The following is a 26,665-nucleotide window of genomic DNA, read 5'->3' on the forward strand; positions in this document are numbered from 1 at the left end:
GCTTGATCGACCCCAGCGACCTCGCCAACTACGTCATGCACGCGACAGCCGCAGACCGCGAACGCGAATCAACCCACTAATTCGTCGACGGCCCCCGTCCTGCGCGTCCCCTGGGCCGTCCGCCTTCTGCCTTCTGCCGTCCTGCCTCTCGCCCTTCCGCCCGGTTGTTCAGCCCGATGTCGCCGGAGCCGAGGAGTCCGCAGCCACCGAGACGGCCAGCAGGCCCAGGGCGGTGCCCATCAGGTAGCGCTGGGCGCGAAGCCAGGAAGGGCGGCGGGCCAGGAAGACGGCGATGGCTCCCGCCGCCAGGACGATGCCCAGGTTGAGGGTGAGGGCCACCGCGATCTGGACGGCGCCCAGCAGGAAGCCCTGGAGGAGGATGTCTCCCGCCTCCAGGCTGATGAACTGCGGGATGAGGGAGAGATACATGATGGCGATCTTCGGGTTGAGGAGATTCGTCATCAGGCCCATCGTGAACAGCTTGCGCGGGGAGTCGTGCGGCAGGTCCTTGGGGGCGAAGACGGAGGTTCCCCCGGGGCGCAGGGCGGTCCAGGCCAGGTAGACCAGGTAGGCGGCGCCGGCCATCTTCACGGCCACGTACAGCTCGGGCACCGCGAGGAAGACCGCCGACAGGCCGAGATTCGTGGCCAGCAGATAGACCAGGAAGCCCGCGGCCACGCCGCCGAGGGACACCACTCCCGCGCGTCGTCCCTGGGTGATGCTCCGGGAGGCGAGATAGATCATGTTCGGGCCCGGGGTGAGCACCATGCCCAGCGCGACCAACGCGACCCCCAGCACCCCGCTCAGCTCAACCATGCTCGTCCGCCGCTCTTGTTCGTGCCCTGATCGATTCCCCGGTTGATGTGCCGGTTCATGCCCGGTTCATGCCCCGGTTCCTGTTCCGGCGGAGGGGCCGCCGCCGTGAGCTCCGGCTGTGCCGCTCGGTGCAATGTGAGTCTAGGTTCACGTTCCATCTCGGCTCAATAGCAGGCATTGCACTCAGTGCAATGCTGTGCTTCGATGCCGCTCACCAGGGAGGTGAAGCCCGTGAAGGATTTCCGGTCCGTCGCCGACGTCGTGGCGGCGGAGATCGCGGCCGGCCGGCTCAGGGCGGGGGAACGCCTGCCTCCGCAGCGGGAGTTCGCCCGGCGCACGCCATCGCCGATTCCACCGCCGTCCGCGTCTACCAGGAGCTGGCCCGCCGCGGTCTCACCGTCGGCCAGGTCGGACGCGGTACCTTCGTCACGGAGGCGCCCGGCGCGCCCGCCCCCGCACCGGCCCTGTCCGAACCCGCCGACAGCCGGGTCGACCTGGAGCTCAACCACCCCGTCGTCGCCGAACAGGCCGGGCTGCTCGCCGCCGGCCTGGAGAAGCTGGTGCGCTCCGACCGCCTGGAGTCGGTGCTCCGCCCGGTGGGGCCCGCCGGCACCCCCGCCGCCCGCGAGGCCGCCGCCGCACTTCTCGCACGGGGCGGCGGGCGGCCCGACCCGGAACGCGTCCTGTTCGCCGGGAACGGCCGGCAGGCCATCTCCGCCGCCGTCGCCGCACTGACCCGGCCGGGAGCCCGGCTGGGCGTCGAGGAGCTCACCTATCCGGTGCTGAAGGCCATCGCCGCCCGCCTCGGCGTCACCCTCGTACCCCTCGCCATGGACGAGGACGGGCTGATCCCGGAGGCGGTGGGGGAGGCACACCGCGCCGATCCGCTGCACGCTGTCTACGTACAACCGGTCCTCCACAACCCGCTGTCCGTCACCATGCCCGCGCGGCGGCTCGACCAACTGGCCGACGTGCTGCTGACATCGGGGATCCACGCGATCGAGGACGCTGTCTGGGCTTTCCTCCGGGACGACCTGCCGCCCCTCGCCTCGCGGGCCGCCGAGCGAACCGTCCTTGTCGACAGCGTCTCCAAACGCCTGTCCCCGGGCCTGTCCCTCGGGTTCGCCGTTGCCCCCGCCGCGCTGGCGGGCCGGGTGGCGGGGGCCCTGCGCTCCGGAGGATGGACGCCCATGCGGTTCCCCCTGGAGGCGATGGTGCAGTGGCAGGCGGACGGCGCCGTCGACACGCTCGTACGGGCCAAACAGCGGGAGGTCGGGGCGCGGCAGGAGATAGCCCACCAGCACCTCGGCGACTTCCGGACGCGCAGCGACCCCGCATCGTGCTACCGCTGGTGGGAGCTGCCCAGTCCATGGCGCGCCGACACCTTCGTCGCCGCCGCCGCACGGCAGGGCATCGCGGTGACCCCGGCCGCGGCGTTCTCCGCCGGCCGCCACCGGGGCCCGCACGCGATCCGCCTCGGCCTGGCGTCACCCACCCGAGAGGTCCTCTCCAGAGCCCTCGCTACCCTCGCCGACCTCGCCCGGTCCACACCGGACGAGCTGGCCGGGGAGTGAGACCGCACGCTCTATGAGTTCCGTTCGGACAGAAGGCTGAACGGTTGGGTGAAGCTCATGCCGTGAAGCCGTGGTGGAAGCGCACGGCTTCACCGAGGGCCGCGCGGGCTCCCTCGAAGTCAGCAAGCCGGGCGGCGACCGTGGCCACCGCGAGCCGTTCGGGCAGGGCGGCGGAGAACTTGAGCCCGTGTACGGCGCGGCGATCGACGTCCGGAAGAACGAGAGCCGGGCTACCGCTCGCGGCCTCGTGGCTCTCCCGCCACATATCCTGCGTCAGGTCTTCACGCAGCCGCACGTAGCAGTCCGTGGGGCGTTGGACGGGATCGGCGATGGACGGCAACGTCGCCGCCAAGGTCGCGTTCGCGCGGTAGCCGGCCCAGGTCCACCACCGGACGTCCGTGCCCTGACGGCTTACCAGGGTCCGAGCCGGGTGTACGAGTGCAGGTGCCTCGTCCTCCCGCCAGCCGGCCAGGCAGACCTCGGCCCGACGGGTGAGGGAGACCGGAGGGTCCTCCCCGAGAAGCACCGTGCGCATCGCACGGGTGAGGTGGTAGGAGAGGCCGAGGACCGAACCACTGCTCCACTTGGCGACCCCGCCCCCGTCCGCCGGTTCGACGAAGGCTCGTTTGCGGGCCCAGTCGATGAACGTTACCTGCCAGCTACGCCCGCCGAGCAGGAGCCGACGGGGCCCGGGGCGTTCCTCGGTCAGCACCGAGGGGTCCATCTGCCCGATCTCGGTACGGCCGGCGAGGACGGTGAACTGAGGCGGTGCGGTGAAGGACGCTGTGAGCTCGATGAAATGACGCCGCCCGAAGCGCCGTTCCGCCTCGGGGCCGATGAAGAGAAGTCCGTCGTCCTCGTCAAGGAAGCCCTGCGTCACCAGATGGCGCAGGATTGGCGTCGCCGAGGCGTCGAAGGGCACCAGACCATTCCATTGCATCGGCCACAACCGGTCACCGACGCGTTGCTGCTGGAGCGTGACCGCGAGCAACTGCTGGGCGACCAGGTGGCGAGGCTCGGGCGGCGGGATCACCGGCTCCACCCATCCCTTCCTCCACAGGAGGAGCAGTGCGGCCGCCTGAAGGAGCGTGTCCTTCCGGGTAGCGAGAAAGAGGCAATTGCGGGTGCTGCCCGGACGTCTTCCCGTGCGTCCGATGCGCTGGAGGAACGAGGCGACGCTGCTGGGCGAGTCGATCTGGATCACACGGTCCAGGTCACCCACATCGATGCCCAGCTCCAGTGTCGAGGTGGACACGATGACACAGTCCCGGGCCTCGGCGAAGGCTTGCTCCGATCTGGCCCTTTCCTCCGCCGAGAGTGAGGCATGCGACAGGAACGCGGTCACCTCCCGCTCACGCAGGGCTGCTCCCAACTGTTCGACCTGTCGTCGGGAGTCGCAGAAGACGAGCCGTTTCTCGCCGCGGTGCAACGTGGCGATGAGCTTGGCCGCGTTCTCCAGCGAACCGACGTAGTCCAGTTCCACCTCGCCCGTCGGCGCCGGGCCGCTCGCGGAGGGACCGGGCGCGATCACGCGAGCCGGCCGCTTCCCCGCCCCCGATCCCTGAAGCCAGGTGAGTAGCTGCTCCGGGTTGCCGACGGTCGCCGAAAGCCCGATCCGCTGGATCGGACGCCCGGTAACGCGTCCCAGTCGTTCCAGCACCGCGAGCAGATGCCAGCCACGATCGTCACCCGCGAAGGCGTGAACCTCGTCCACGACAACCGCTCGCACGTCTCCCAGCAGGTGCGCGTGATCGGTCTTCACGCCGATGAGCATGGCCTCCAGCGACTCCGGAGTGGTGAGCAGGATGTCCGGCCGGTCGGCACGGATGCGCTGCCGCTGCGACTCCTTGGTGTCTCCGTGCCACAGGGCTGCTCGTCTCCCCAGCCACTGGGCGTAGCCGTCGATGCGCGTCACGAGGTTGTTGAGCAGCGCCTTGAGTGGGCACAGGTACAGCACGGATGTGCCGGACCAGTGCTGCTCCGACATGGCTGACAGGATCGGCAGACAGGCTGCTTCCGTCTTCCCGCCCGCCGTGGGAGCGAGGAGAACGGAGTCCTCACCGTCCATCAGCGGCCGGATCGCAGCCCGCTGCAGCGGGCGCAGGTCCGGCCAGCCCAGTGTGTTCACCACATGGTGCAGGACCACCGGATCCAGGCGGTCCACAGGATCCTCGGACACCGGTGGCTGCCCCATCACACGTCCAGTTCGATGTCGTCCGCCGAGCGGCCGGCTGCGGAGTTCCGTTCCACGTCGGTGAGTTCGTTGCTGCTCACAGTCAGCCGGTAGTGGCGGCGGGGGTCGAAGTCGTCGAACTGGTCGACCCGGTCGAGGACGTCTCCGACCAGCTTCTTCAGGAAGAGCCGCGGTGCCACTCCCACCTTGCCGCCGAGTGCACCGCCGACCGCTCGGGCGAGTTCGGCGACGTAGGCGTCGTCGACGACGGACACGATGCGGTCGGGGGCCGAAGCCCCCGCCGCGTACAGGTCACGGATGGTCAGACCCAGATCGACCAGGGATTCCTGGGTGAAACCAGGAAGGCGCAGCTGTACCGCCCGCGGGTTGTCGAAGCGCGGGTCGGTGGTGAAGTCGGTGGCCAGCCGCTGGGCGAGCGGGGCCAGGCGTTGCGCGCCCTGCTGCCCGTCGTAGAACGCGGGCGTACCTGTGATCACGAGATAGAGGCCGGGGAAGCGGCCCGAGTGGATCTCGTCGATGAGCTGGCGCAACGCGTTGAGGGCTTTGTCCCGGGCATCGGAACGGACCCGCTGGAGCGTCTCCACCTCGTCGAGCACGACGAACAGTCCACGGTGCCCGGAGTCGCGCAGCACGGTCAGGAGTCCTTGGAGGAAGCCGAGGGCACCGAAGTGATCAAGGTCGCCCCGGACGCCGGCCGACCGCCGGGCAGCCGCGGCGACATGTGGCTGGCCGCCCAGCCAGGCGAGCACGGCTGCCGCTGTCGCTTCCTCGCCGTCGGCGAGGGCCGTCCGGTATCCGCGCAGGGCGGTCGAGAAGGACGGGGCGTGCCGTGAGACCTCGGCCAGCCGGGTCGTCAGCAGGGCCTCGACCTCACGGGCCAGCTCGTCCTCGCTTGCACCGGCCGCGAGGGCGTCCTCCTCCAGCGCGTAGAACCAGGCGTCCACGATGGGCCTGAGCGCACTCGGCGGGAAGCTGGCCGTGGCCATCCGCTCGGTGAGCCTTCGGTAGACGGTTTCCAGCTTGTGCAGCGGTGTTTCGGTTTCCGAGACCTGGATTTCGGCGACCGCGAAGCCCAGGCGTTTGGCCCGCTCTCCCAGCCACCGGGTGAAGAACGTCTTGCCCGACCCGTATTCGCCGCGCACCGCCTTGAACACGGCTCCGCCCGAGGCGACCGCGTCCAGTTCGCCGTCGAGCGCGGAAGCGAAACGGTCCAGACCAGTGGCCAGCAGGTCGAGTCCGCTGTCCGGTACGGCCCCGCGCCGCAGCGCATCGATCACGGTGCGACGGCGGGCGGCAGAGGCGGGAGGATTCGGTTTCGCTGAACTCACCGGCCCAGTCTCTCACCCGGCATGATCAGGACCCGGGGCTGTACCGTGAGGGCTGTCTCCCCCTCCTTCATGGTCGGTGCCGGTGTGAAACACTCACGTTGTGTTGCTGACCTATGTCGATGAGTCATACGACCAGGACCACTACTGGATGGTCGCTCTCGTCGTGGCGGAGAAGCATCTACGTCCCTTGCACCGCGCACTCGACTCCGTCGTGGCCAAGGCAGCGGACCACTATCCCGTGGACCGTCATGCTGAACTGCACGGTCACGCACTGGTGCAGGCCCGCGACGACTGGACGCGGATGGGAAACAAGGGCCACAACATGGTGCGCGCCCGCATCGGTGTCTACGCCGACGCCATGAAGGCGATCGGTACACATGACGTACGGGTCATCGTGCGAGGGCTCGACCTGCGGCCCCATCGCAGCAGCCATTCCGGTCCCGGAGTCTGTCCTTCGCCGCACGAAGTAGTTCTGCGGCAGCTGCTGGAAGGCATCTGCGAACACGTGCAGGTGCGGGATGAGCTGGCCTTGGTGATCGCCGACGAGATCGACGGGGCTGACGACCATCGACGGCGTTTCCGTGACTACCAGCAGACTGCCGTGGGCGGCAGTGTGGGCGACAATCTGCCGTGTCTCGTGGACACCATCCACTTCGCACCCTCGAAGGCGAGCAGGCTGCTGCAGGCGGCGGACCTGATCGCGTATCTGCACCGCCGGTTGGTCAGTGGACAGGACGGCGATCCGCGGGCGCGTCGAGCCAATGAGACGCTCTGGTCGTACGTGGCTCCCCGCATCGCCCATAAGCACTGCTGGGTGCCTGACCAGCACACCTGCTGACACGTCGGACCAGCCTGTGCCGGTCTTCACTCATGAAGCACAAAGGCCCCGCTTCCGCGGGGCCTGAGGCGAACCGGGCGTCAGTTTCTGGAGACGTCCCTGAAATCGAGGCTAGCACGATGGCACGCGGTGCGACTGCCTGTGCACAGCCCCGATGTGCTCCCGTTCAGTTCAGCTCGAACTGCTCTCGCAAGAGCCCTTGGTGCAATCGCAGGGTCCGGCCGTCCGGCAGAGTTTCCAGGACCTGTACGCCGTCGTAGTTGAGCAGCTGACGCAGTACGGCAGCGAAGCCGTCCGCACGGGTGACCGGAAACTCGGCGCGCTGGGCCAGGGCCGTCACGGGCAGGGTGCCGCCCGCATCGACGAGCGCCTGGACCGCCTGCCGGAACCGGTCCAGCTCGCGCTCGCGCGGTTTCCGGGCGAGCAGCTCGACCTGGTCCTGGAAGGCAGCCGACCCGAACAGCCGGTGGACCAGGATCTCGGTCTGCGTGCGCAGCTCCGTCGTGACCAAGGCGTCCCCGGTCTCCTCGGCCGGGACCAGAACGACATCGAACAGCGAGTCGTGTGTGCGCGCCAGCTCGGCCTGGGTCTTGGACGGGGCCTGCCGGCTCGGCTTCTTCGCAGGAGGGGCGGTACCGGAAGATGGCGGTACGGGAGCCGGTGCGCGCTCGTCCAGGAACCACCATGGAGGCCGCTGGTCACCCAGCTCACGCCATTCCTTCGGGGGTGTCGCTCCGAAGGGCAGGAAGGCCAGAACCGGGATGGTGAACTCCGCGAGGGACGCCCCGCCGTGGTAGCCGGCCTTGAGCGCGGTGTAGCGGGAATCCGCGTCCCACAGGGCGACGATCGACCCACCGGGATCGGGCCGGACGACCCGGGGCCCGCTCAGCGAGACCTCAGCCGCCGACAGCGTCCCGCCGGGCAGACGGTGGCGGGCCGACTCCGGGACGCTCGCATCGGCCTTCGTGCCGCGCCGGTCCACGACATGCCCGTGGTCGCTGGTCAGGAGCACGGCCATGCCCTGGGCCGCCGCCACCCGAAGCAGTTCGACCAGGCCCGGGATGTCGGAGGCACGCCAGGTCCCGTCGCCGAGCTTCTGCTCCTTGGCGAGCCGGTCGTCGATGGCGTTCAGGACGACAGCCACATGGGTGCGTCCGTCGGCGAGGGCTTCGCCGAGGGCGGGGCCGAACACTTCTCCGGCGCTCGACGTGCGCAGGTCGTCCTTGTGAAACACGGCCGCCGGGGCACCGCCCCACAGCTTCTGCTGAGGGAAGAGCCTCTTCTCGTCGGCCTGGGTGCCCTTCATGAGGCGGCCCGCGAACAGAGAGGTGCGGGAGACGGCGGTCAGGGTCGGCAGCGCGGCGGCCATGGCCCGCCGGTGCGGCTCGCCGTCCTTGACCGGATCGAATTCGGCCCATGTGGAGCGCAGCTCCTGGCCGAGCTCGGTGGCGATCGCGGCGCTCATCCCGTCCAGGACGAGGAGGAGGACACGTCGGCCGTCGGAGCTGCGGACGATGGGCTTCACCACCCGGTCCAGGAAGGTCTCCACCGTGAGCATGGAGCCGGGAGGTGTGCCCGCCGCGGTCCAGGTGGCCAGCGACCGCGCGAAGTCCCGGTCGATTTCATGGCGGCGTTCGCGGACACGGGCGCCGAGCTTGTCGTACGCGGACCGAAGTGCGGGGTCCGGGTCGCCGCCGGCCTCGATGTGTTCCAGCGCCTGGTCCACCCACCCGGTCTCCGCGAGGTGGCGCTGTATTCCGGCGCCGGTCGAGTCGCACGCGGTGGTCGGTTCACCGGCGAGCCACTGTGCCAGGCGCCCGCCCATCCTGGCCCGTCGGATCCGGATCCTCGCCTCGGGGTCAACGGCCCGCCGGTGTTCCTCCAGGTTCCGGAAGGCGTCCGTGAGAGCGCCGGTCCGCCCCGATTCCAGGACGTTCCCCACGGCGGCGAAGCGGGCTTCCAGACCGGTCGGGAGGAGCGGGCTCGCCTGAGCGGCGGCTTCCGCCCCGAACTGCCGGACGAGTGAAGCGGCCCGGTCCAGAACGGTGTCGCCGATCCGACGTGCCTCCCGCGTCTCCTCGCTCTCGGAGCCCCCGCTCCGTGCGGCGGCGGTCAACAGGACGCCCAGGTAGTCCTCACAGGCACGGCCGAAGGCGGACGCCAGGTGGTCGAGCCGTTCCCCCGTGGCCAGGGACTGCTCTCCGAACCATCGCTCGGCCCGGCCCCGCGCCAGGTAGACCTCGGCGTCCGGAACGGCGTGCTGCCACAACGCGGCGCAGACCAGCCCGAACGCCACCGCATCCTCGCCGTGTTCCGCCTCGACCAGGGCGAGGAGAGCCTGTCCGGCAAGTCCTGCTTGGTCCTCCTCCCCCAGGAACTGCCTCAGCCCCGTACGCTCGGGGCCGCGCAGTTCGAGCAGCCGACCGGGGCCACCAGGGCTCAGGGACCAGCTCAGCAGGGCGTGGGTGTCCAGCGCATCGTCCGTCCTCCGGACGCGGTACGCCGGTCCACCCGACTCGGTGTCGTATCTTCCGAGCCGCAGTCGGCGCAGGGCGAGGGCGGACAGAGCTTTCCGCCGGGAGAGCACACCGCCCGCCAACGGAGGCCAGCCGCCGGGCGGGGTGGCGTCCAGGAGGGCCTCGGCAGCCCAGTTGGCATGCCGGAGCCGGGTGTCGACCTGCTCGGCGCCGAATGCCTCACGGACCACATCCCAGCTGTCGAGCGTGTCGATGCGCTTCTTGTGGACGCGGGCCAGGATCGCGGGGTCGAGTTCGCTCTGTTCGCGGTCGGTCAGGATGACGAGCACGGCGGGGCCGGCGGAGTCCGCGGTGATGGCGGACTCCGTCTTGTTCTCGAGCGGCTCACCGAGGTGTCGCAGGAGCAGTTCATGTACGGCGAGTGGCGAAGGGGCTGTGGAGATGCGGGCGGTACGGCCCTCGCCCCACACCGGTTCGGCCGGACCGTCCCACTGGGGGGCCGAACGAAGGAGGACGGCACGGCGTCGCCCGGCGCCGGTGAGGGACGGGGCCAGCGATGTCTGGGACGACAGGTACTGGGTGATCGTGGCGACGTTCAGCCGGGCGATCGCCGATGTGCTCGTGCTGCTCATGACTCGACGACCCGCCAGGTGATCTCGACCGCGGTTCCCGGTTCGCGGGCCGCCAGATCAGCGATCTCGGCCTGGAGCTCGGCCACGGCCCGCGCCGCGGTCGTGCGCCCGCCGCCCGACCGTCGACTCCGAGAACCGCCCGGGGCGGGCTCCGCGACCCGGTCGGTGGGAACAGGCGGGTGACTGGTCCCGGTGTTCAGCGGCACCTGGTCCGCGCCGGGAGTGGTCGGCGGGACCGGGGGAGGGGGAGTGACGGCGGCCCGGTTGCGCTTCACCAGCGCCAGCACTTCGCGCTGGGTGCGGGCGAGGGCGTCCTTCAGGTCGATGGTCCGCTGGTCGCTCCCGGCCGCGTTGCGCAGGGCATCCAGCAGGGCCTGCCCCTCGGGCCCTTCGTTGACCGCCAGCTCCAACGTGGTCCAGGAGGTGTCCGTCAAGGCGCGGGCGACGTCCTTGGCCTGGGTGATCGAAGAACCGAACCGGTCCGCGCTCACCTGCCCGAGGTCGAAGGCGGCCAGCGCGTCCACCGTCTTCTTGGCCCCGGCCGCACCCTGCCCGGCACTCTGGCCGAGGGCCGTCAGCAGCTCGACGGACCGCCGGGCGAGGGGCAGCCGTGCGGCCTCGTCGGTGCTGTCGAGCCGGAGGAATCCCGCGTGCTCCTCCAGCTTGGACACCAGACTGATCGCGTAGTCCTTGTGGGCGTGGGCCGCCTGGACGATCTGGCGGGCGAACTGGTTGACCATGCGACCGCGCCGCAGCGTGGGAGCGGGCTCCCCGAAGATCGTGGCGAACCGCTGACGAGCCGTTTCCCAGTCCTGCTCGGAGGGCCGGGGCTGGCTGCGCAGCGCGTCGTGATCCTTGATCTGGGACAGCTCCGGGGCGGGGTCCAGCGGCATCCCGCTCCGTACCCACACACGGTCGTCCATCTCCGCGAACGCGGCCACGATCAGCCGGGTGAGGAAATCGGGCAGCCCGCGCGGCTGCGGCAGATCGGTCCAGTCGGTGAGGGTGATCAGGGAGAGGTCACCGGCCACCCCACGCTCCCGCGCGAGCTGCCGGAAGTGGTCGGCCCAGAAGAGCGACAGCTCGAAGTACGCCTCCTTCTGCTGGCCGAGACGCAGCGGCCCCGCGATGCGCTGGAGCAGCTTCCGGTCCGCGGCCGGCACCTCGGTCCGGTGATCACGGGCCTCCGCCGCCGCCCGGATATGGGTGAAGACCTTGCGGGCGTCGGCCGCCTTCAACGGGATGCCGGTGTGGTCCGGGTCCAGGTCCGGGTGCTCGGGGAACTGATCGGCCAGCAGCTTGCCCGCCACGTGTCGCAGCCCGTCCCGCATCGACTGACCGAAGGAGAAGACCAGCCCGTCGATGTCACGCAGCGACTGGAGGTGTTCGGAGAAGCCCAGCTCCACATCGGTGGGCTTCTTCTCCGCCAGCCCGTACGCCTGCTTGAACGCGGCCTTCACGTTCTTCAGAAGCGACTCCCGCTGGGTCTCCAGCAGCCCCTTGGCGCGGGCGCGGTTGTCCGCGTTCAGGTGACCGGCGTACTGGCTGTCGAACCGCTGCTCGTCGGAGAGCGCCTTGTCGATGACGACGAGCCGGCAGAAGTCGGTGTACCGCTGGGCGGAGAGGTGGGCCGGCAGCCAGGCGACCGTGCGCCACGGCTCGCCGTCCTTCTGCTTCTCCCGGAGCCGTCGCACCCGGTTGACGTCGTCGATGGGTCCGTACTCGCCCTCGTCGTACGGGAGGTCGACGACGATCCGCCAGAGACCGTCCTCGTTCGGCGAGAGATCGTGGTCGGGCAGCTCCTCCTCGTCGGCGAGGTTGCCGAAGAGGACTTCCGCGCTGCGGCTCGTACCGCGCCAGTCGAAGTTGACGCGATTCGTCAACTGGCCGTGCTCGATGGCGAGTTCCTCGGACAGGAGTCGCTTGGCGAGCGCCTGCCGGTTGCCCGGGTTGTCGTTGACCTTGGCGTTGGCGATGACGGAGTCGACGTCCACACCGGTCAGTTCGAGCCGGACACCCGGGTTCGTTTCGGTGCCGGTCTCCTTGATCTCCGGGAAGCGCCCCGCCCACTCCGCGATCTTGTTCTTCAGGATGCCGTACTCGCGGCCCGGGATCGGGGCGACGACGGAGCCGTAATTCAGCGCGGACAGCCGGCGGATCGTGAGGTCGGAGAGCGCGGGCACGCTGGGCGCGAGCGCCGACAGCAGCAGGGTGCCCACGATCCGGTTGTCCCCGACGAAGATCTTCACCCGGCCCCGCAGGTCCGGGTCGGCGATGCTGTCCGGGCCCCGGTGGGTGTACTGCTCGACGTCCTCCTCGGACACGTTGTGCGTGGCGAGGAGGTAGGGGCGCAGCTTGGTGCGGTAGAGCTTGTCGGCCGCCTCGAAGACCACCTTGAGACTGTCGGTGAACGGCTTGTCGCCACCGGCCGTGATCAGCGGGTAGAGATCGCCCACCGGGATCAGGTCCCCGAGCCGCAGCTCGTCCCGGTGGTCGGCGAGCAGCTGCCCCATCAGCTTCATACCCGTCCGGTTGCGCTGGAGGGCGGAGGAGACGTGGACGAGGGTGTCCATGAACGCGGGGGAGAACGGGTACGTCAGCCGGAAGCTCTCCTCGTCGGCCCCCACCCCGTCAGCCCCCCGGTCCGAGCCCAGCAGGGTGTCCCAGACCTCCTGGCGGACCTTGCGGGTCTTCTCGAACTCGGCGTTCACCAGCGCCGCCGACTCCGGGTCCTTCGGGGTCAGCAGCCTCGCGTGTGCCACCTGGGGCAGGTTGCGGTCCTCCAGCGTGATCTTGTCGAAGCGACCGGACGCCAGGCTCAGCGTGTCCTGGATGGACGACTCGGCCGCCCCCGACACCTCCTCGCCCACCAGCTCGCGCAGGTCACGCTGGCGCGCGATGAACGACACCACGGGAACGGCACGGCGTGCGTCGCCGCCCTCCACGAAGTTGGTGATCTTGCTGGCCTCGCGCGCCACGAACTTCTGGTCGTGGATCAGCGTCGCCAGCCAGAGGATCAGCTCGTCCAGGAACAGGATCAGCCCGTCGTACCCGAGGGACTTGGCATGCTCGGCGATGACGGAGAGACCCGCGTCCAGCGACACGAACCCGTGCTCGTCCTCGGCGGCGCTCCTCGTGAAGCCCGGCAGCAGATGCGCGTTCGCGTCCTCCACCAGCCGGGCGCGCAGCTCGGCCGGCGTCGACGGGCTCACCAGATTCAGCGCACGACCCGACTCGTGCACCTCCTCGGCGGCCAGCGCGGTGTCCAGCAGCTCCGGCTGCCAGGCGAACGCCTCGCCCCACTCGTCGTCCTCGTCAGCGCCGTTCGCCTCGGAGGACGCGAGGCCGTCGATGATGAACCGGTCCCCGTTGCGCTCCCGCAGCGACCGGATGGTGTCGAAGAGCGCGTCCGTCCGGTACACCTGCGGAGTCGAGGCCTCCGGGTGCAGCTTCTTCACGTGCGTGACATAGCCCCCGAGCACCCGCTGCTCCAGAGCCTTCGCCCCGAGCATGTGGTACGGCACCAGCAGGAACCGCTTCCCGTCGGTGCCCAGCCACTCGTGCTTGGACAGCACCGGGTCGAGGTCGACCCGTGCCCGCGCGGCGGGGCTGCCGCTCAGCAGGGCGTGCAGCACCGCCATGAAGTGCGACTTACCCGAACCGAACGAACCGTGCAGATACGCCGCCTTCGACGTGTGCCCGTCGAGCGCCGCCTTGATCAGCCCCAGCGCCTCGTCGAAGTTGTCCCGCAGCCGCTCCGTGACCACGTAGTCCCGCAGAGCACCCTCGGCGCCGGCCGGGGTCGTCGCCTCCGAGAGCCGGAGGACGAAGTCCGAGGTCGACAGGGACTCCTTGATGTCGATGACATCGCGGAGCAGGGGCGGCTGCTGGACCATGGGCGGTCTCACTCTCCGGCGGGCTGATGGCAGGTGGTGTGGTCCGATCGTATGGCTTGGGTACGACAGCGGACCAATGATCCCGCCATCCCGGGACCGCCCCGCGTCAGACGGGGGCCAGGTCCTTCGCCACGGCCTCCGGGCTGACCAGGGAACGCAGCTTCTCCCGGGTCTCGGGGTCGGTGGAGTAGATGATCGTCCCGACCATGCCCCGGGTCAGCAGCACCTTGTACGTGTTGCGGATGAGCCGCGCCACATCGTCGTCCGGGGTCGCCTTCGTGAAGACCGGGTCCTTCGACGCCGTACGGTCGACCACCCACTGGTCGGTCCGCCACACCAGATCCGGCCCCATGATGACGCCCGACCAGTCGTACTCGAAGCCCTGGGCGGTGTACACGCATCCCACCTGCCCGAACCCGGCCGGATCGGTCGCCCACAGCGCCGACTGCGGCGCACCCAGCAGAGACCGGTCACCCGCCAGGTTCCACGGCCGGGCCCAGTCGCCGATGACGACGTCGGTGGGCAGGGCGGACATCTCCGGCGTGATCTTCTTCGTCCACTTCCAGCAGTACCCGGCCGCCATGCGCGCCCCGTACTTCTCCGCCCGCCTGGCGATCAGGAAGTCCTCCAGCTCCTGCGGGCTCTCGGCGGTCCGCAGCTCCACCTTGCCGTCCGGCTCCCATACGACGGGCCCGTCGCCCTCCAGCCCCAGCAGGTTCGCGACCCACTTCACGTACGCGTCGCTGCCCCCGCAGCGGAACTGGCTGTCCAGCTCCACCACCACGCAGTCCAGTCCCATCGCGGCGGCGGCCGCCCCGATCTGCTCCTTGGTCCCCATCTCACCGGGGCGCACCACCTGGTGCTGGTCCAGCAGGAACACCGGTACGCGGGCGGCCTCGATCAGTTCGGCGACCTGGGGGCGGTCGGTGCGCAGCTCGGCCTTGGTGTAGCGGTTGGCGGACGTCTTGCGGAGCCGGTGGGCCTCGTCGCAGATGACGACGTCGAGATCGTTGGGCTCGGCGGCCATGAAGCTGTTGAAGTACATGAACAACTTCTGCACCTCGGGCTTCCGCGACCCCGCGACCTTGCGCATGGTCGTGGTGAACGACGAGGACCCGGTCGCGTGCAGAGCGGTCTCGCCGCGCCGGTACAACTCCCCGAGGAGCGACAGGGCGATCACGCTCTTCCCGGAACCCGGCCCGCCGGTCACCACGACCACCTGCTTGTGGTTCGACCGCTTCGCCTTCCGCACGGCGGAGAGCACCAGCTCGTAGGCGACCCGCTGTTCGTCGAGGAGCACGAACTGCTCACGGTCGCGCACCTCGGCTGCCGCGACCGCCATCAGCTGCTTGGAGGGACGCACCTTGCCCTGGAGCAGGAGGTCGGCGGAGTGCGCACCGGACTTCGGAGCGAGCCGGGAACGCAGGAAGTCGAGGAACGCCCCGCGCTGCTCAGCGGTGTACATCAGACCCTGTACGTCCTCCGGCACCTCGCGCAGGGAGCTGACGCCGAACTCCGTCGCGTTGTGCAGGAACGCCACCCCGGCGACCGACTCCGGGATCCGCTCCAGCGCGCCGTTGAACGACAGCAGGTACGAGACGTAGCCCCGCACCTGCTCGACGGGGTGGAGCACGGGCCGCGGGTAGGCGTCGATCCGGCACAGCAGCGGCTCGTCCTCCTCCGCGTACGCCTGGCTCCACTGCTTCAGCTCGACCACCACGTACGACGGTTCCCCGGTGACCGGGTGCACCCCGGCGAGCAGCACGTCGGCGCGCTTGCTGGTCAGCGGCAGGGAGTACTCGATGAGCATCTCGACCTCACCGAGCCCCGCGTCGAGCAGCGCACCGGTGAGAGCGGGGATGCTGCGCTTCCAGGACCGCACCTCGGAGTCCCCGGGACTGCGGCCGTGCGCGTGCTTGAAGTTCTCCATCAGATGCAGCGACAGCGAACCTTCGAGGTTGCGGGCGGCGACGGACGCGGCGGACTCGCGGAACAGCAAGGAATTGCCCCCAGGCAGCACGAAATGACTCGTGCGGGTGGGGGCATGTCCTCTTCAGTCCGCTGACGCGGAACGGAAGCCCGGCGGGCCGCTGAGATGATCCTTCTCATCCTAGGACGGGGGTGTGACAGGCGGCGATGCTTTTCGAATGGGAGGCCGGTAGGGCCCCTCCGGGCGCGTGCCGCCGATGGCGGCTGCCGAGGTCAGAAGGGGTGCGGGTGCCGACTGCGGGCGTTGACCTCGGCGAGCTGCGCGCTCAGGAACTCGGCCCGGCTGAGCGGTCGTAGGTGGGCCGGGTCCGCTTCCCACTGCCTGCCCCCGCCGAGCGGCCGGAGCACGACGTGCGGGCTTCGATGGCCGGCCACCAGCCCGACCCGGCCGCTCCCGCTGTCGTGGACGGCCACCCCGACCCCGGGGACGCCGTCCACGGTCACCGGGCCAGCCCGTTGGTGATCGCCGTCGCGAGGGCGTGAGCCACGGGCGCGGAGCACACGCCGAGGTGGACGAGGGCGTACCGGATCTCGCCGGACCGCTCTGTTGCCTGCTGCTCGCGGTCGTTGGCGTTCTCGCCGCTGCCGTACGGGGAGGGCGTGCCGTCTTCGCGGACGGCGTCGGCCCACGGCGTACGGACGTCCATCGCGGGAAGCTGGATGCCGGCCCGGGAGAGCGCGGTGGCGAGGGCGTCGCGGGCGTCCAGGGCTTCTTGGACCTTGGCGGCGCCAGGGAGCCCGCCGGGCGGAACCGGGACGCTGGCGGTGGTGGCGGTGGTGGCTGCGTTGTGCTGGGGCGTCCGGCGGGGGAGGGGCGGCTTCGAGGACATGTGGGGGCCTCTTCTTTCGGCTGGTTGTTGCGCGGAACCTGCGCCCCGGCCGTAGGTCGTGAACTACCGTGCGTGAGGGGCTCGTTACGAGAATGTCCTGGTCGGGGGCGGAGTCCTGCCGAAGCCGGGGCAGCTTCCCCGGCCGGATCCGCAAGTTCCACACGTTCCACGTTTCACGGAGGGCGCGATGCCGACGAGGCGAGCGGTCACGGGCCGCAGCAGGGAACCACGAGCACGGTTCGCGGAGGAGTTACGCCTCCTGCGCACGGCGCGCGGCCACAGCCTGCGGCAACTGGGCGACCGGCTGGGCTGGGACTGGTCGCTGTTCGGCAAGATGGAGAAGGGCGAGACGGTCGGCGGCCCGGAGGTGGTCCAGGCACTGGACACGCACTACGGGACGCCGGGGTTGCTGCTGGCGCTGTGGGAGCTGGCGGTCAGTGACAAGACCCAGTTCAAGGAGCGGTACCGGCGGTACATGGCGCTGGAGTCCGAGGCGGTGAGTATGTGGCACTTCGCGGTGAGCGTGCTGCCGGGGCTGTTGCAGACACCTGCGTATGCGCGGGAGTTGTTGGCGTCGGGTGGGCTGCACGGTACGGAGCTGACGCAGCAGGTGGACGCGAGGATGGGGCGGCGGAGCTTGCTGGAAGGGGAGGGTGCGCCGCAGTTCCGGACGATCCTCTCGGAGGCGACACTGCGGACGGCGCTGCGGGATGTGGGCGAGTGGCGGAAGCAACTTGAACACCTGGTGGAGATGGCCGAGCGGCCGAATCTGACGCTTCAAGTCCTGCCGCAGGAGGCCGGGTTGCACGGACTGTCGAGCACGGACGTCTGGTTCCTTCGACTGCCGGATGCTCGTACGGTGGCTTACACGGAACATGGCTACGGAGGCGATCTCATCGAGGAGAACGTCGAGGTGGAGCGTGCGCAACGTGCGTACGATGCCACACGTGACCTGGCGCTTTCCCCGGCCGAGTCGCGAAATTTCGTTCTGCGCAAGTTGGAGGAACTCTCGTGCGATCCATCAACCTGACCGCCGCGGCCTGGCGCAAGAGCAGCTACAGCAATCAGGACGGCGGTGCGTGCGTCGAGGTGGCGGACGGCTTCACCGCTGTGGTCCCGGTGCGTGACAGCAAGAACCCTTCCGGGCCCGCGCTGACGTTCGCGGCGGACGGCTGGTCGTCGTTCGTGTCTGCTGTGAGCAACGGCGAGCTGAGCGGCTGATCTGGTTCTGGTACGAGATGGCCCTCGCTGACACGTTCAGCGAGGGCCATCGACGTCATCAGGCGCGGGCTACTTCCTCTTGGCACCCCGCTTGACGGCGACTGGCCGCCAGGCGCGCAGGTCGTCGTCGGTGAGCCCGTTCTCGCCCTGGACCATCTGCCGGTCACCCCGGAAGTACGTGGCGGGGGAGGAGCTGAAGGTGGCGTCGAACTCGTTGTGCCACTGGTCCAGCCAGGGCTGGAGTTCGAGCAGACCCGCGAGGAACGGGGTCAGTTCCTCGGCGGTCAGGGCCTCGTGGGACGCGATGTACGCGTCGAGCGCGTACGCCTGCTCCCGGTGATCCCAGCCGGCCCAGCCGTACAGCTCGGGTGTGGCCGCGTTGCTCTGCCCGTACGAGATGAACCGCTCCTTGGGCACGTCGAGCTTGCCGCGCGCCTTCCAGAAGGAGGGCCGCAGGAAGTCGACGGAGGTGTACTTCGGCGGTACGGGAATGGTGTCCCGGATCTTCCGCTTGGCCAGCTCGTCCGGGGCGGCGTCCTCCTGCCGCTGGAGATCCCACACGTGCTCCCAGTCCGCACGCTTCTTGAGCCCGGAGGGCTTGTAGCGCAGGGCGGCGAGGAACGGCACATGCTCACCAGCCATCAGCTCAGAGACGACGACGTGTAGTTCCTTGTGCGGCTCGTAGATCTTGGAGACGGATACGAAGTCCTCGTCACGGGAGAGCGCGTCGGTTAGACGGGAGAGGGTGACGAGGGCGGGCATGTCGTTCTCGTCGAACCAGTGATCGCGCTTCTCGATCCGGTCCAGCAACCAAGAGCGGAGAGCCTTGTACTGGAGAGCGTCCCACCCTTCAGTGGCCCAGCGACGTTTGTATTCGGGCCGTTCGATCATGCTGATAGCCTGGCTCGACTCGATGGCGTCGATGCGTTTCTGGACTGCCTCGCGGTAGGCGGCGGGCCAATGGGTAGGAACTTTGGTGATTGGCTTTGAGTTGTGCCGCTCAAACCACACGGTTTTTCGGGTGCCAGCAGATTCCTGGCGAGCGAGAACAATCTCAAACGCACGCTCACCGAGAGAAATATTGGGCAGGTTGGCGGAGTTGGGTACGCGCAAGTTTTCTGAGAGAAGCCCGTATGCAGAATAGACCTCCCAGTCCAACTCCTCTTGGAGTGCAATCATGCGCGTCCGAGTCGACTCCCACACGGCCTTTGCCTCGCGGAGGGTGGTGGCGGTCGGGATATTATCAGCTGCCACAGCAGTCGGGCTGTTGGCGGTCAGCCTCTGAGTTAGTGCATCAATTTTTGCGGCCAACTGATCGGGATATGCGGCTGGTAGGGGGAATTCCTGAAATTTTGTTCCAGTGAACTCGTAGAACCTTTCCCACTCGTCATGCATGAATCCGCCGGTGCCGGATTGGCTTCCCTTGTCGTGGCTCACCATTTTGAGCCAGAATCCCGCGGTGGAGCTATTGAGTAGACCGAGAAGCCGCAAGTGGTCTTCTTCGCTCGCCCCGCTCCGCAATTTGATTACAGGGGTTGTTCGAGTGAACGCGCTTCCGCTGCGGTCCAAAATCACGTGATTGTGTGTAGCGACGAAGGCAAAGTTTAGAGACCACCGGTGGGCCTCTGCGTCCCTCGGGAGTTGATGCCATTCCCACCACGGGCGGCCATCTGCGAAGTATGTGCGCCCAGAGAAGGTCGAGCGGTTGCCTAGTTCAGTTCGATTGGGCCAGAGAATTCGCTCGATATTTGGCATCGATGTCAAAGGTGCAATTGAGCGCGTTTCATCGTAAGGGTGGATCGTCCAATGTCCGTTGGCGAGAGTGAAATCACGAACCTCGTCCCCCACTCCAACTGGTCTCACATAAGCATTCTCAGCTCGGCGATTTTTGAGCGCACTGAGCGGAAAAGTCAATGCTTCGTCAGCGTGTGTGTCGCCGTAGAATCCGATTCGAGCAACGTGGGACTTAAGTGAAGTTGAGCTTGTCTCTGATAGTTTTTCGACCAACTCCAATCCGCCGGCAACCAGTATCCATGGCTTTGTGCTGAAGTACCTCTGACGATCAAGGTCATCGACGGAGATCCATTGACTGGTGGAACCAACTTCGTCAATCTGTTTCACGATAGCCTTCCAGACGAAGCCATCTTCAGCCTGTTTCGGGGCGAAGGGTTCTCCCTGAACGCTGCGTACGGTTCGGATGGTGGGAGAGCGAAGGCTTCCCTCTCGGTTTTTCCCGACCAAGATGACGGTCGGTGTGCCATGCCCTGGAATGTATGCGCCGGAGGTATCGATTACTTCTAGCAATTCTACGCGATCGCGGAAGTAATTCTCGATGAGCCGTGTTCCGAATTCGCGTTTCATGAAGGAATTTGCTGTAATCTGACCAATAATTCCGTAGCCGAGATTGTCACCTCCCCCTCGCTTGGCTAGTTCAAAAAATCGCTGTGCGAATGGAACTGATAGTGCGTATGTTCCGCCGCAGGCGTTGTACAGCCCTCGGTAAAGGGCGTTGAGTTTTCTGTCCTTCACTGTGACGTATGGCGGGTTCCCTACCACCACGTCGTATCGCCCCTGCTCCAGAATTCGGGGGTGCTCATGCACATCCTCCGTGGCATAAGCGAACGAGGCCAACTCATCCTCGCCCCCCCCATCCCCATCCAGCGTCAGGTTCAGCTCCAACTGCCGAGCCTTGATCAGCGAGTCCCCCACCGCCAAGTGAATCGGCCACTCATACCCCGCCGCCTCCCCCAGCGTCCGCACCCCGCTAGCCGCCATAGCCGCCACCAGCAACCGGAACCTCGCCACCGCCACCGCGAACGGGTTGAGGTCCACCCCGTGCACCGAGTCCAGCGCGGCAGCCACCCGCTCATGCACATCGCGCCCCGGCTGCCCCTCCGCCCACAGCCGTACCAGCCGCCGGAACGCGCCCAGCACGAAGTGCCCCGATCCGCACGTCGGGTCGATCATCTTCAGGCCCTCGTACCCGAACTCCCGCACCGCCGGGGTCATCGTCCGGTCGAGGATGAACTCCTCCACGAACTCCGGGGTCTGGAGCAGCGCGTACGTCTTCCGGGCCGCCTCGCTCAGGTCCTGGTACAGGTCGCCCAGGAAGCGGGTGTCCCAGCCCTTCGTGCCGTCGCCGTCCTCCTCCAGCGGGTCCGTGAAGTCGTGGACGAGCACGCCCTCCTCGTCCCTCGCGCGCCAGAAGTCGACCAGGTCGCGGGCCCCGTCGTGTGACAGCGGGATCTGGAACAGCGGGTTGTGCTTCTTGTCGAAGAGCAGCCGGCCCGCCTGGCCCGCGCCCAGTTCCTCGAACGCCGTCTCCAGCCAGCCCCGGTACGTCGGGTCGTCCGACGTGGACACGTAGTCCTCGAAGCGGGCCAGCGCCAGGTCGCGGCGGTCGTCCTCCGGGGCCGTCAGGTACGGCTCCGGGATCAGGCGGTTGTCCTCGCAGAAGCGGACGAAGACCGTGCCCAGCGCCCACGCCACCGCGACCTGCGTGACGCGCTCGTCCAGCCAGGAGTTCCAGGTCGCCGCCGTACGGCCCAGCTTCCGGGCCCGGTCGTACTCGGCACGCAACCGCGTACCCACCTCGGTCACGGCCTTCACCTGCTGGGACAGGTCCGTCTCGGCCGCCTTGACCTGCTGCTTCAGGTCGTTCAACAGAGCCTTGCGGTCGATCACTTGGATTCTCCCTGGTGTTCCTCGATGCCGCTCCTGGCGGCGGGTACGGACCGGTGGACGTCGTCCACCCACGCGTCCGGAAGTTCGATCCACTCGCCCAGGCCCGCCTGATAGGCGACCGCGACCTGGCCGAGCTTCGGTTCGCGGGCCGGGTCGCCCTGCGGTACCAGCAGCCACAGCCCCCGCCCGCCGTGGCGGGCCGCCTGCGCCAGCCGGTCCAGGACGCCCATCGCGTCGTACCGGGCGAAGACGTTCGCGTCCGTCAGCAGCACCGGCGGAGTTCCGGGGCCGCCCTCCGCCAGCAGTTCCCGTACACGCGGTTCGACCGAGCCCCACGCCGTACGCGCGTACTCGGCGAACTTCACCGCGCCCCGGTGCCCCGGCTCCGCCGCGTCCGCCTTCAGCAGCGTCTCCCACGTCGGCTTCGTGCCCGGCGGGACCAGCGCGTGCAGGGCGTCCAGGAAAACCTGCGTCGCCGACACCGCGTGTGCGCCCAGCGCGCCTTCCCCGGTCTCGCGCGCCAGGGACCGTACCGCCTTCGGCGACAGGTCCTGGCGTACCGTCAGGACCCGGTAGCCGTCCTTGCGGGCCGACGCGACGAGGCGCTCGTCGGTGCGTACGGCGGCTGCTACCAGCGGATCGTCCGCGTAGCGGGTGACCGCGCCGAGGTTCGTCGAGCGGCCCCAGCTGTCCGTGGTGAGGTAGCTGGACGCCGCGTCCATCCGGGTCGGGAGATAGCGCAGCGTCCCGGTGTCCTCGCGGGTGGCGAGGGTCAGCTCGAAGCCCGCCTCGCGCAGCGCCTTCGTCAGCGGGCCGGCCGTCGGCAGGTCGGCGGTCGTGCCGCCCCGGCCGTCCGGCACGACCAGCTCCGGGAAGCGTGCCCGTACGCGCTCGTGCACGTCGTCGCCGGTGATCCCCGGCTGCCGTGCCTCCGGCGACCCCGGGATCAGACGCACCAGACCGGCCTGGGTCAGGCGCAGCGCGCGGACCAGGTCGAGGTCACGGGGGTAGATCTCCAGGCGGGGGGTGGCCGCAGCGTTCTCCGAGGCGGCGGCGGCCAGCTCCACCAGGCGGCGTTCGTCCCACTCCACCGTCCCCGGCGGCGGGGCGACCGCCGCCAGTTCGCCGAGGACCGTCGTCGCCGTCGGCAGGGTGTCCAGCTCCGCCAGGCTGCCCGCCTTCCTGCCCAGCCGGGTCGCGTAGTCGAGGAGGCCCGGGGCCGTCGGGGTGTCCGGCGGGTCGCCCGGTGTCCCCGCCTCCTCGTCCGGCTCCCGGACGTCCAGGGCCAGCAGACCCGCGCCGAGGGACTCGTCGGTGGCCCCGCGGTTCGCCTGGTGCTGGAACTGGGCGCTCTCCGGGTCGAACTGCTCCAGCTCCACCACGGCCCGTACCGCCGCCAGGGCCAGCGCCCGGCGCTGCTCCCGCTCGGACAGCTGCGTACCGCGACGCACCGCGAGGGCGTCGGCGATCTCCGAGGCGGACGCGATCCGGCCCAGCCCCTTCAGGAGATCCATGATCTCGGCCCGCAGCGCCTGGACCGCCGGGTCCTTCCTCCAGCGCTTCCGCTCCTCCTTGAGCATCTGGTAGACGCGCTGCGGGGTGATCCCCACCAGTTCGGCGACGTCCTTCGGACGGGGCCAGACTCCGATGTCCGGCAGGACGCCCCGCTCGTTCGGCAGGCGCAGCAGCAGGCGGACCATCTCCACCTTGTTGCTGTTGGAGCCGTTGTTGTTCAGTTCCGGGACCAGGAGTGTGGCGAGCGTGTCCAGGCTGACCGAGCGGAGTGCCGCACTCGACAGCCCCGCCGCCTTGCCGTCCGTGGCGAGGGCGTCGAGCACCGCCGCCTCGCCCGAGGTGAGCTGCGCCAGCTCCTCCTTGGCCTCCGCACGGCCCCGGGCCGTCAGCGGTGAGACCGGCGCCTCGCGCAGCAGCTCGCCCCACTCCCGCTGACGGCGCTGCACCTCGCCCCGGGTCTTGGCGCCGAGCCCCGGTGCGTTGACGAGCTTGCGGCGGCTGTAGTCCAGGAGACCGCCGACCGTGGTGATGCCCAGGTTGTAGAGGAAGGACTGGGCGGCCTCGGTGAGCCCGGCCGCCGACAGGTGGGTCTCGCGGGTGACGTCCTTGGCGAGGCGGTCGCGCTGCTGCTCCGCGCTGAGCGGCTCGGCGTCCGCGATGGCGGGCCGGCCGGCTTCTTCGGAGACCGGGGCCGGGGTGTTGGTGGGGCGGGAGAAGCTGGACGGAACGGTCTGCGAGGCGTCCAGGAAGATCTTCCGCCAGGCGTCCCGCATCGGCTTCAGCTCGGGGTAGCGCCGGGAGGCGTCCCGGTGGAGGGCCTTCTGGAAGAACGCGACCAGTCCGTCCCGTACCGCCGGCTCGAACGCGTCGGCCGCGACCGTCGGGTGGGGGAACTCCTTGTGGTCGGTCTGGCGGGGCAGGACCGAGCCGTCCCCCCACTTGGGCAGTTCGCCGGAGGCCATCTGGTGCAGGGTGACCGCGACGGCGTACCGCTCCGCGTGCGAGTCGTAGGCCGTACGCGTCAGTGTGCCGATGAACGGGTCCAGGTAGCCGTCCGTGCCCGCCTCGTACTCCCGTGCCGGGTAACCGGCCAGCGAGAAGTCGATCAGGACCAACTCGCGCGTGCGGTTCGGGCGGACCCGGATCGCGATGTTGTCGGGCTTGATGTCCCGGTGCCAGACGCCCTCGCCCTCCAGGAAGTCGACCGCACCGAACAGGTACTCCCCGTACGCCTCCAACTGATCCACCTGGAGGCGTCCGCTGTCGCGGAGCTGGCGGGCCACCGTCTCCTGGCGGCGCCGGGTGCGCTTGCCTCCTGTCTCCGTGCTCTCCGCGTCGTCGTCCCGCTCGTCGCCCACGTACTCCAGGGCGAGCAGCGTCCGCTCCGCGATCCGCAGGGGCTGCGGCTCGACGAGGCGGATGACGCGGGAGTCCGGGCGCAACCGCCCCATGACCTCCGCCTCCCGGACGAGCACATCGCCCCGGCCGTCGGACAGGGCCACCTTCAGGACGGCCAGCGGCCGGGTGCCGCGCGCCCCGGCCTCCAGGTCCCGGACCAGGAAGGCGCGGCTCGTCGAACCCGTACCGAGGCGTCGGCGGACCTCCCAGCGCCCGCCCAGGACATCCCCGGCGACAGCTTCCAGCGGATCCTTCTCCGGGGCCTCGATCACAGGCGGTGTGGACGGGGCGGTGAGCGCGTCCTCGACCAGCTCCAGCATCTCCAGGAACTCGTCGACCGTGGAGAGCCGGTGCTCCGGGCGGTAGGCGGTCGCCTCCTGCACCAGCTCGTCGATGTCCTCCGAGAGACCGTCCACCAGCGAACTGGGCCGCAGCCCCTCGCCCGCCTCCAGCCGGGCCAGCAGCTCGGCCTGGCTCGCGGCGGGCGCTCTGCCGGTGACCAGGAGGTAGGTCAGAACGCCGAGCCCGTACACGTCCAGATACACCGGGTCCGCGCTCGGGGCCCGCAGTTCGGGGGCGAGATAGGCGTCCGAGCCCTCGGCGAGGTGCGTCATCGACAGGGCGGTGGGTGCGAGCCGGGACGAACCTGGTGCCGTGCCGCTCTGCTGCGTGGCGATCTGCCAGTCGGAGATCTGCAGCTTGGGGGCCAGCCAGGCGGCCTCCTCGCCCAGATCGTGATCACGTCGCCCCCGGTCACGGGGTACGACGTGCACCGAGCGGGCCGCCAGCGCCCGGTGGAAGATCCGGCTGGAGTGGGCGGAGCGCATCGTCTCCGCCAGCTGGCGCACCAGCGCCATACGGCCGAGGATGTCGAGCTTCTCGCCGTACTGGAGCAGGTACTCGTCCAGGCGCAGGGTCTGCGGGTGGTAGTCGAAGATCAACGCGGGCCCCGCCGAGTGACCCGACGGGTTGTACTGCTTGAGCTGCACCACACCGAGATGCTGGAACCTCTGCAGCACCGCGGCCTCGCGCCGGGCCGCGTTCTCCACCGACCGGCGAATGGTGGCGTCCGAACCGCGCTCCCGCAGGTAGACGCGGACCCGGGCGGTCTCCGGCAGCTCACTGTGTTCAGCCAGGTAGTCCGCCCAGGTGGGCCCGGTGTCGAAGGACTTCCGCTTCAGCTCGTACGGACCGACCTTGAACTCGGCATCGCTCTTGCGGATGCCGACACGGTCCAGCGCGTTCTTGATATCCCGGGAACCGGGCGCGGTGATCCGGCGGCGCTCGTCGCGCGGCGGCTGCTCGAGCATGGTGACCAGCTCGTCGACGGTGTAGACGCCGTTCTGGTCGTTGGCCGGGAGGCGGATGCGCAGAGAGCCCTCGGTGAAGCAGACCGCCTCGCCCACCCACACCCGCCTGCCGTGCTGGCCCAGCAGGCCGGCCAGCTCCTTCGCCTTCTTGTCGACCAGATGCAGCGGGTTGCCGTGCGGGATGCGACGACCCCTCGCCGTGGTCTGTACCCAGGTGCCGTTCTCGCTGGTGAGGGAGCCGTGCCAGTTCTTCAGCTCGATCATGCAGACACCGCCGGGGGCGACGACGAGCAGATCCACCTCACGGACGTGGCCGCTGTTCGCGGTGAAGATGAAGTTGGACCACGCCCGCCACGGATCGGAATCCGGCAACTGCTCGCGGATGGCTTTCAGCCCACGCCGCTCGTGATCGAACTCGGACTCGGTGACCGTGGTCCACCGGCCTTCTCGCATGCGCTGTCCCCACCCGTTGGTATCCGTATCCCCGTGGTTACACCCGGTTGACCCGTCGTGTCGAGCGAGTCGATGGCAGAGGTGGCACCCGGGAGGAGAAATCCTAACGTCGCCGCTCGGCGCGGAGGCGGCCGCACAGCTCCTGCCGGGACATGGTTGGTGGACGGCTCCCAGGAAAGCCGTTCGGAGAAGGTGAGCCGCTTTTCCTCGCCTTTGCACAGCGTGAAGTGCGAGGGGTCGGCAACGGAGCTTTCGAACTTGTACTCCCGCTCCTCACCGTTGTAGCCCGTGCACTGGACGGTGAAGTCCAGACAGATCCCCTGTATGGGCGTGTCGCGCACCCCGCCCCTGAGGAAGACCTCGCCCTGTACGTCCCCACTGGGCCGCCTGAGCCTGGCGTAGGCAGCGGCGGTTGTGGGCTTGATCCGCTTTGACGGACATTCGAGATCAGGGGTTCGTCCCCGGGAGGATGTCCATCATGGAGAGCATGGGGAAGAAGAAGCCTCGCCC

13 protein-coding genes and 1 pseudogene are annotated in these 26,665 nt (G+C 69.0%); 4 read left to right on the forward strand and 10 right to left on the reverse strand.

The annotated features are described in order from the left end of the window. Positions 1-168: 168 nt before the first annotated feature. Complete coding sequence (locus tag ACGF2Y_RS34965; protein WP_392955742.1) at positions 169-816, reverse strand: LysE family translocator; 648 nt, start codon at positions 814-816, stop codon at positions 169-171. A 231-nt stretch (positions 817-1,047) separates the two neighbouring features. Here ACGF2Y_RS34965 and ACGF2Y_RS34970 point away from each other — a divergent pair. Beyond that, positions 1,048-2,390: pseudogene (locus ACGF2Y_RS34970) on the forward strand (PLP-dependent aminotransferase family protein). Between the two features lie 55 nt (positions 2,391-2,445). Here ACGF2Y_RS34970 and ACGF2Y_RS34975 read toward each other — a convergent pair. Both ACGF2Y_RS34975 and brxD read right to left on the reverse strand, forming a co-directional pair. Continuing rightward, complete coding sequence (locus ACGF2Y_RS34975; RefSeq protein ID WP_392955743.1) at positions 2,446-4,584, reverse strand: DEAD/DEAH box helicase; 2,139 nt, start codon at positions 4,582-4,584, stop codon at positions 2,446-2,448. Beyond that, on the reverse strand, positions 4,584-5,912 hold the full coding sequence (brxD, locus tag ACGF2Y_RS34980; protein ID WP_392955745.1) for a BREX system ATP-binding protein BrxD: 1,329 nt from the start codon (positions 5,910-5,912) through the stop codon (positions 4,584-4,586). The genes ACGF2Y_RS34975 and brxD overlap by 1 nt, the downstream gene beginning before the upstream one ends. A gap of 100 nt (positions 5,913-6,012) precedes the next feature. On the opposite strand from brxD, the gene ACGF2Y_RS34985 reads away from it, so the two are divergent. Further along, positions 6,013-6,750, forward strand: coding sequence for a DUF3800 domain-containing protein (locus ACGF2Y_RS34985; RefSeq protein ID WP_392955747.1), 738 nt, complete (start codon positions 6,013-6,015; stop codon positions 6,748-6,750). Positions 6,751-6,916: 166 nt separating this feature from the next. On the opposite strand, the gene pglZ is transcribed toward ACGF2Y_RS34985, so the two are convergent. The 5 genes from pglZ to ACGF2Y_RS35010 form a co-directional block, all read right to left on the reverse strand. After that, positions 6,917-9,859, reverse strand: a complete 2,943-nt coding sequence (gene pglZ, locus ACGF2Y_RS34990) for a BREX-2 system phosphatase PglZ (RefSeq protein ID WP_392955749.1) — start codon at positions 9,857-9,859, stop codon at positions 6,917-6,919. After that, positions 9,856-13,755, reverse strand: coding sequence for a phage resistance protein (locus tag ACGF2Y_RS34995; RefSeq protein ID WP_392955751.1), 3,900 nt, complete (start codon positions 13,753-13,755; stop codon positions 9,856-9,858). Before ACGF2Y_RS34995 ends, pglZ begins: the two co-directional genes overlap by 4 nt. 106 nt (positions 13,756-13,861) lie before the next feature. After that, entirely contained in the window at positions 13,862-15,754 is a 1,893-nt protein-coding gene (locus tag ACGF2Y_RS35000) for a DNA/RNA helicase domain-containing protein (protein WP_392955753.1), read from the reverse strand. Positions 15,755-15,957: 203 nt separating this feature from the next. Next, complete coding sequence (locus ACGF2Y_RS35005; protein WP_392955755.1) at positions 15,958-16,188, reverse strand: hypothetical protein; 231 nt, start codon at positions 16,186-16,188, stop codon at positions 15,958-15,960. Further along, the gene (locus ACGF2Y_RS35010; RefSeq protein WP_392955757.1) at positions 16,185-16,574 is read right to left on the reverse strand and encodes a hypothetical protein; all 390 of its coding nucleotides are present in this window, start codon (positions 16,572-16,574) and stop codon (positions 16,185-16,187) included. Before ACGF2Y_RS35010 ends, ACGF2Y_RS35005 begins: the two co-directional genes overlap by 4 nt. Before the next feature lie 187 nt (positions 16,575-16,761). On the opposite strand from ACGF2Y_RS35010, the gene ACGF2Y_RS35015 reads away from it, so the two are divergent. Next, positions 16,762-17,604: a helix-turn-helix domain-containing protein gene (locus tag ACGF2Y_RS35015; RefSeq protein WP_392955759.1), complete on the forward strand. Its 843-nt coding sequence runs from the start codon at positions 16,762-16,764 to the stop codon at positions 17,602-17,604. Then, complete coding sequence (locus ACGF2Y_RS35020) at positions 17,586-17,795, forward strand: DUF397 domain-containing protein (protein ID WP_392955761.1); 210 nt, start codon at positions 17,586-17,588, stop codon at positions 17,793-17,795. The genes ACGF2Y_RS35015 and ACGF2Y_RS35020 overlap by 19 nt, the downstream gene beginning before the upstream one ends. A 69-nt stretch (positions 17,796-17,864) precedes the next feature. Here ACGF2Y_RS35020 and pglX read toward each other — a convergent pair whose 3' ends face one another. Both pglX and pglW read right to left on the reverse strand, forming a co-directional pair. Further along, positions 17,865-21,479: a BREX-2 system adenine-specific DNA-methyltransferase PglX gene (gene pglX / locus ACGF2Y_RS35025; protein WP_392955763.1), complete on the reverse strand. Its 3,615-nt coding sequence runs from the start codon at positions 21,477-21,479 to the stop codon at positions 17,865-17,867. Next, complete coding sequence (pglW, locus tag ACGF2Y_RS35030; RefSeq protein ID WP_392955765.1) at positions 21,476-26,155, reverse strand: BREX system serine/threonine kinase PglW; 4,680 nt, start codon at positions 26,153-26,155, stop codon at positions 21,476-21,478. Before pglW ends, pglX begins: the two co-directional genes overlap by 4 nt. Positions 26,156-26,665 lie beyond the last annotated feature (510 nt).

This window comes from Streptomyces sp. NPDC048142, from assembly GCF_043202835.1.
In the GTDB taxonomy this organism is placed as follows: Bacteria; Actinomycetota; Actinomycetes; order Streptomycetales; family Streptomycetaceae; genus Streptomyces.

Bases quoted from the DNA above. Each gene is read 5' to 3' on its own strand.
- ACGF2Y_RS34965 (WP_392955742.1), bottom strand. From the start codon at position 816: ATGGTTGAGCTGAGCGGGGTGCTGGGGGTCGCGTTGGTCGCGCTGGGC.
- ACGF2Y_RS34975 (WP_392955743.1), bottom strand. From the start codon at position 4,584: ATGGGGCAGCCACCGGTGTCCGAGGATCCTGTGGACCGCCTGGATCCG.
- pglZ (WP_392955749.1), bottom strand. From the start codon at position 9,859: ATGAGCAGCACGAGCACATCGGCGATCGCCCGGCTGAACGTCGCCACG.
- ACGF2Y_RS34995 (WP_392955751.1), bottom strand. From the start codon at position 13,755: ATGGTCCAGCAGCCGCCCCTGCTCCGCGATGTCATCGACATCAAGGAG.
- ACGF2Y_RS35010 (WP_392955757.1), bottom strand. From the start codon at position 16,574: ATGTCCTCGAAGCCGCCCCTCCCCCGCCGGACGCCCCAGCACAACGCA.
- ACGF2Y_RS35015 (WP_392955759.1), top strand. From the start codon at position 16,762: ATGCCGACGAGGCGAGCGGTCACGGGCCGCAGCAGGGAACCACGAGCA.
- pglW (WP_392955765.1), bottom strand. From the start codon at position 26,155: ATGCGAGAAGGCCGGTGGACCACGGTCACCGAGTCCGAGTTCGATCAC.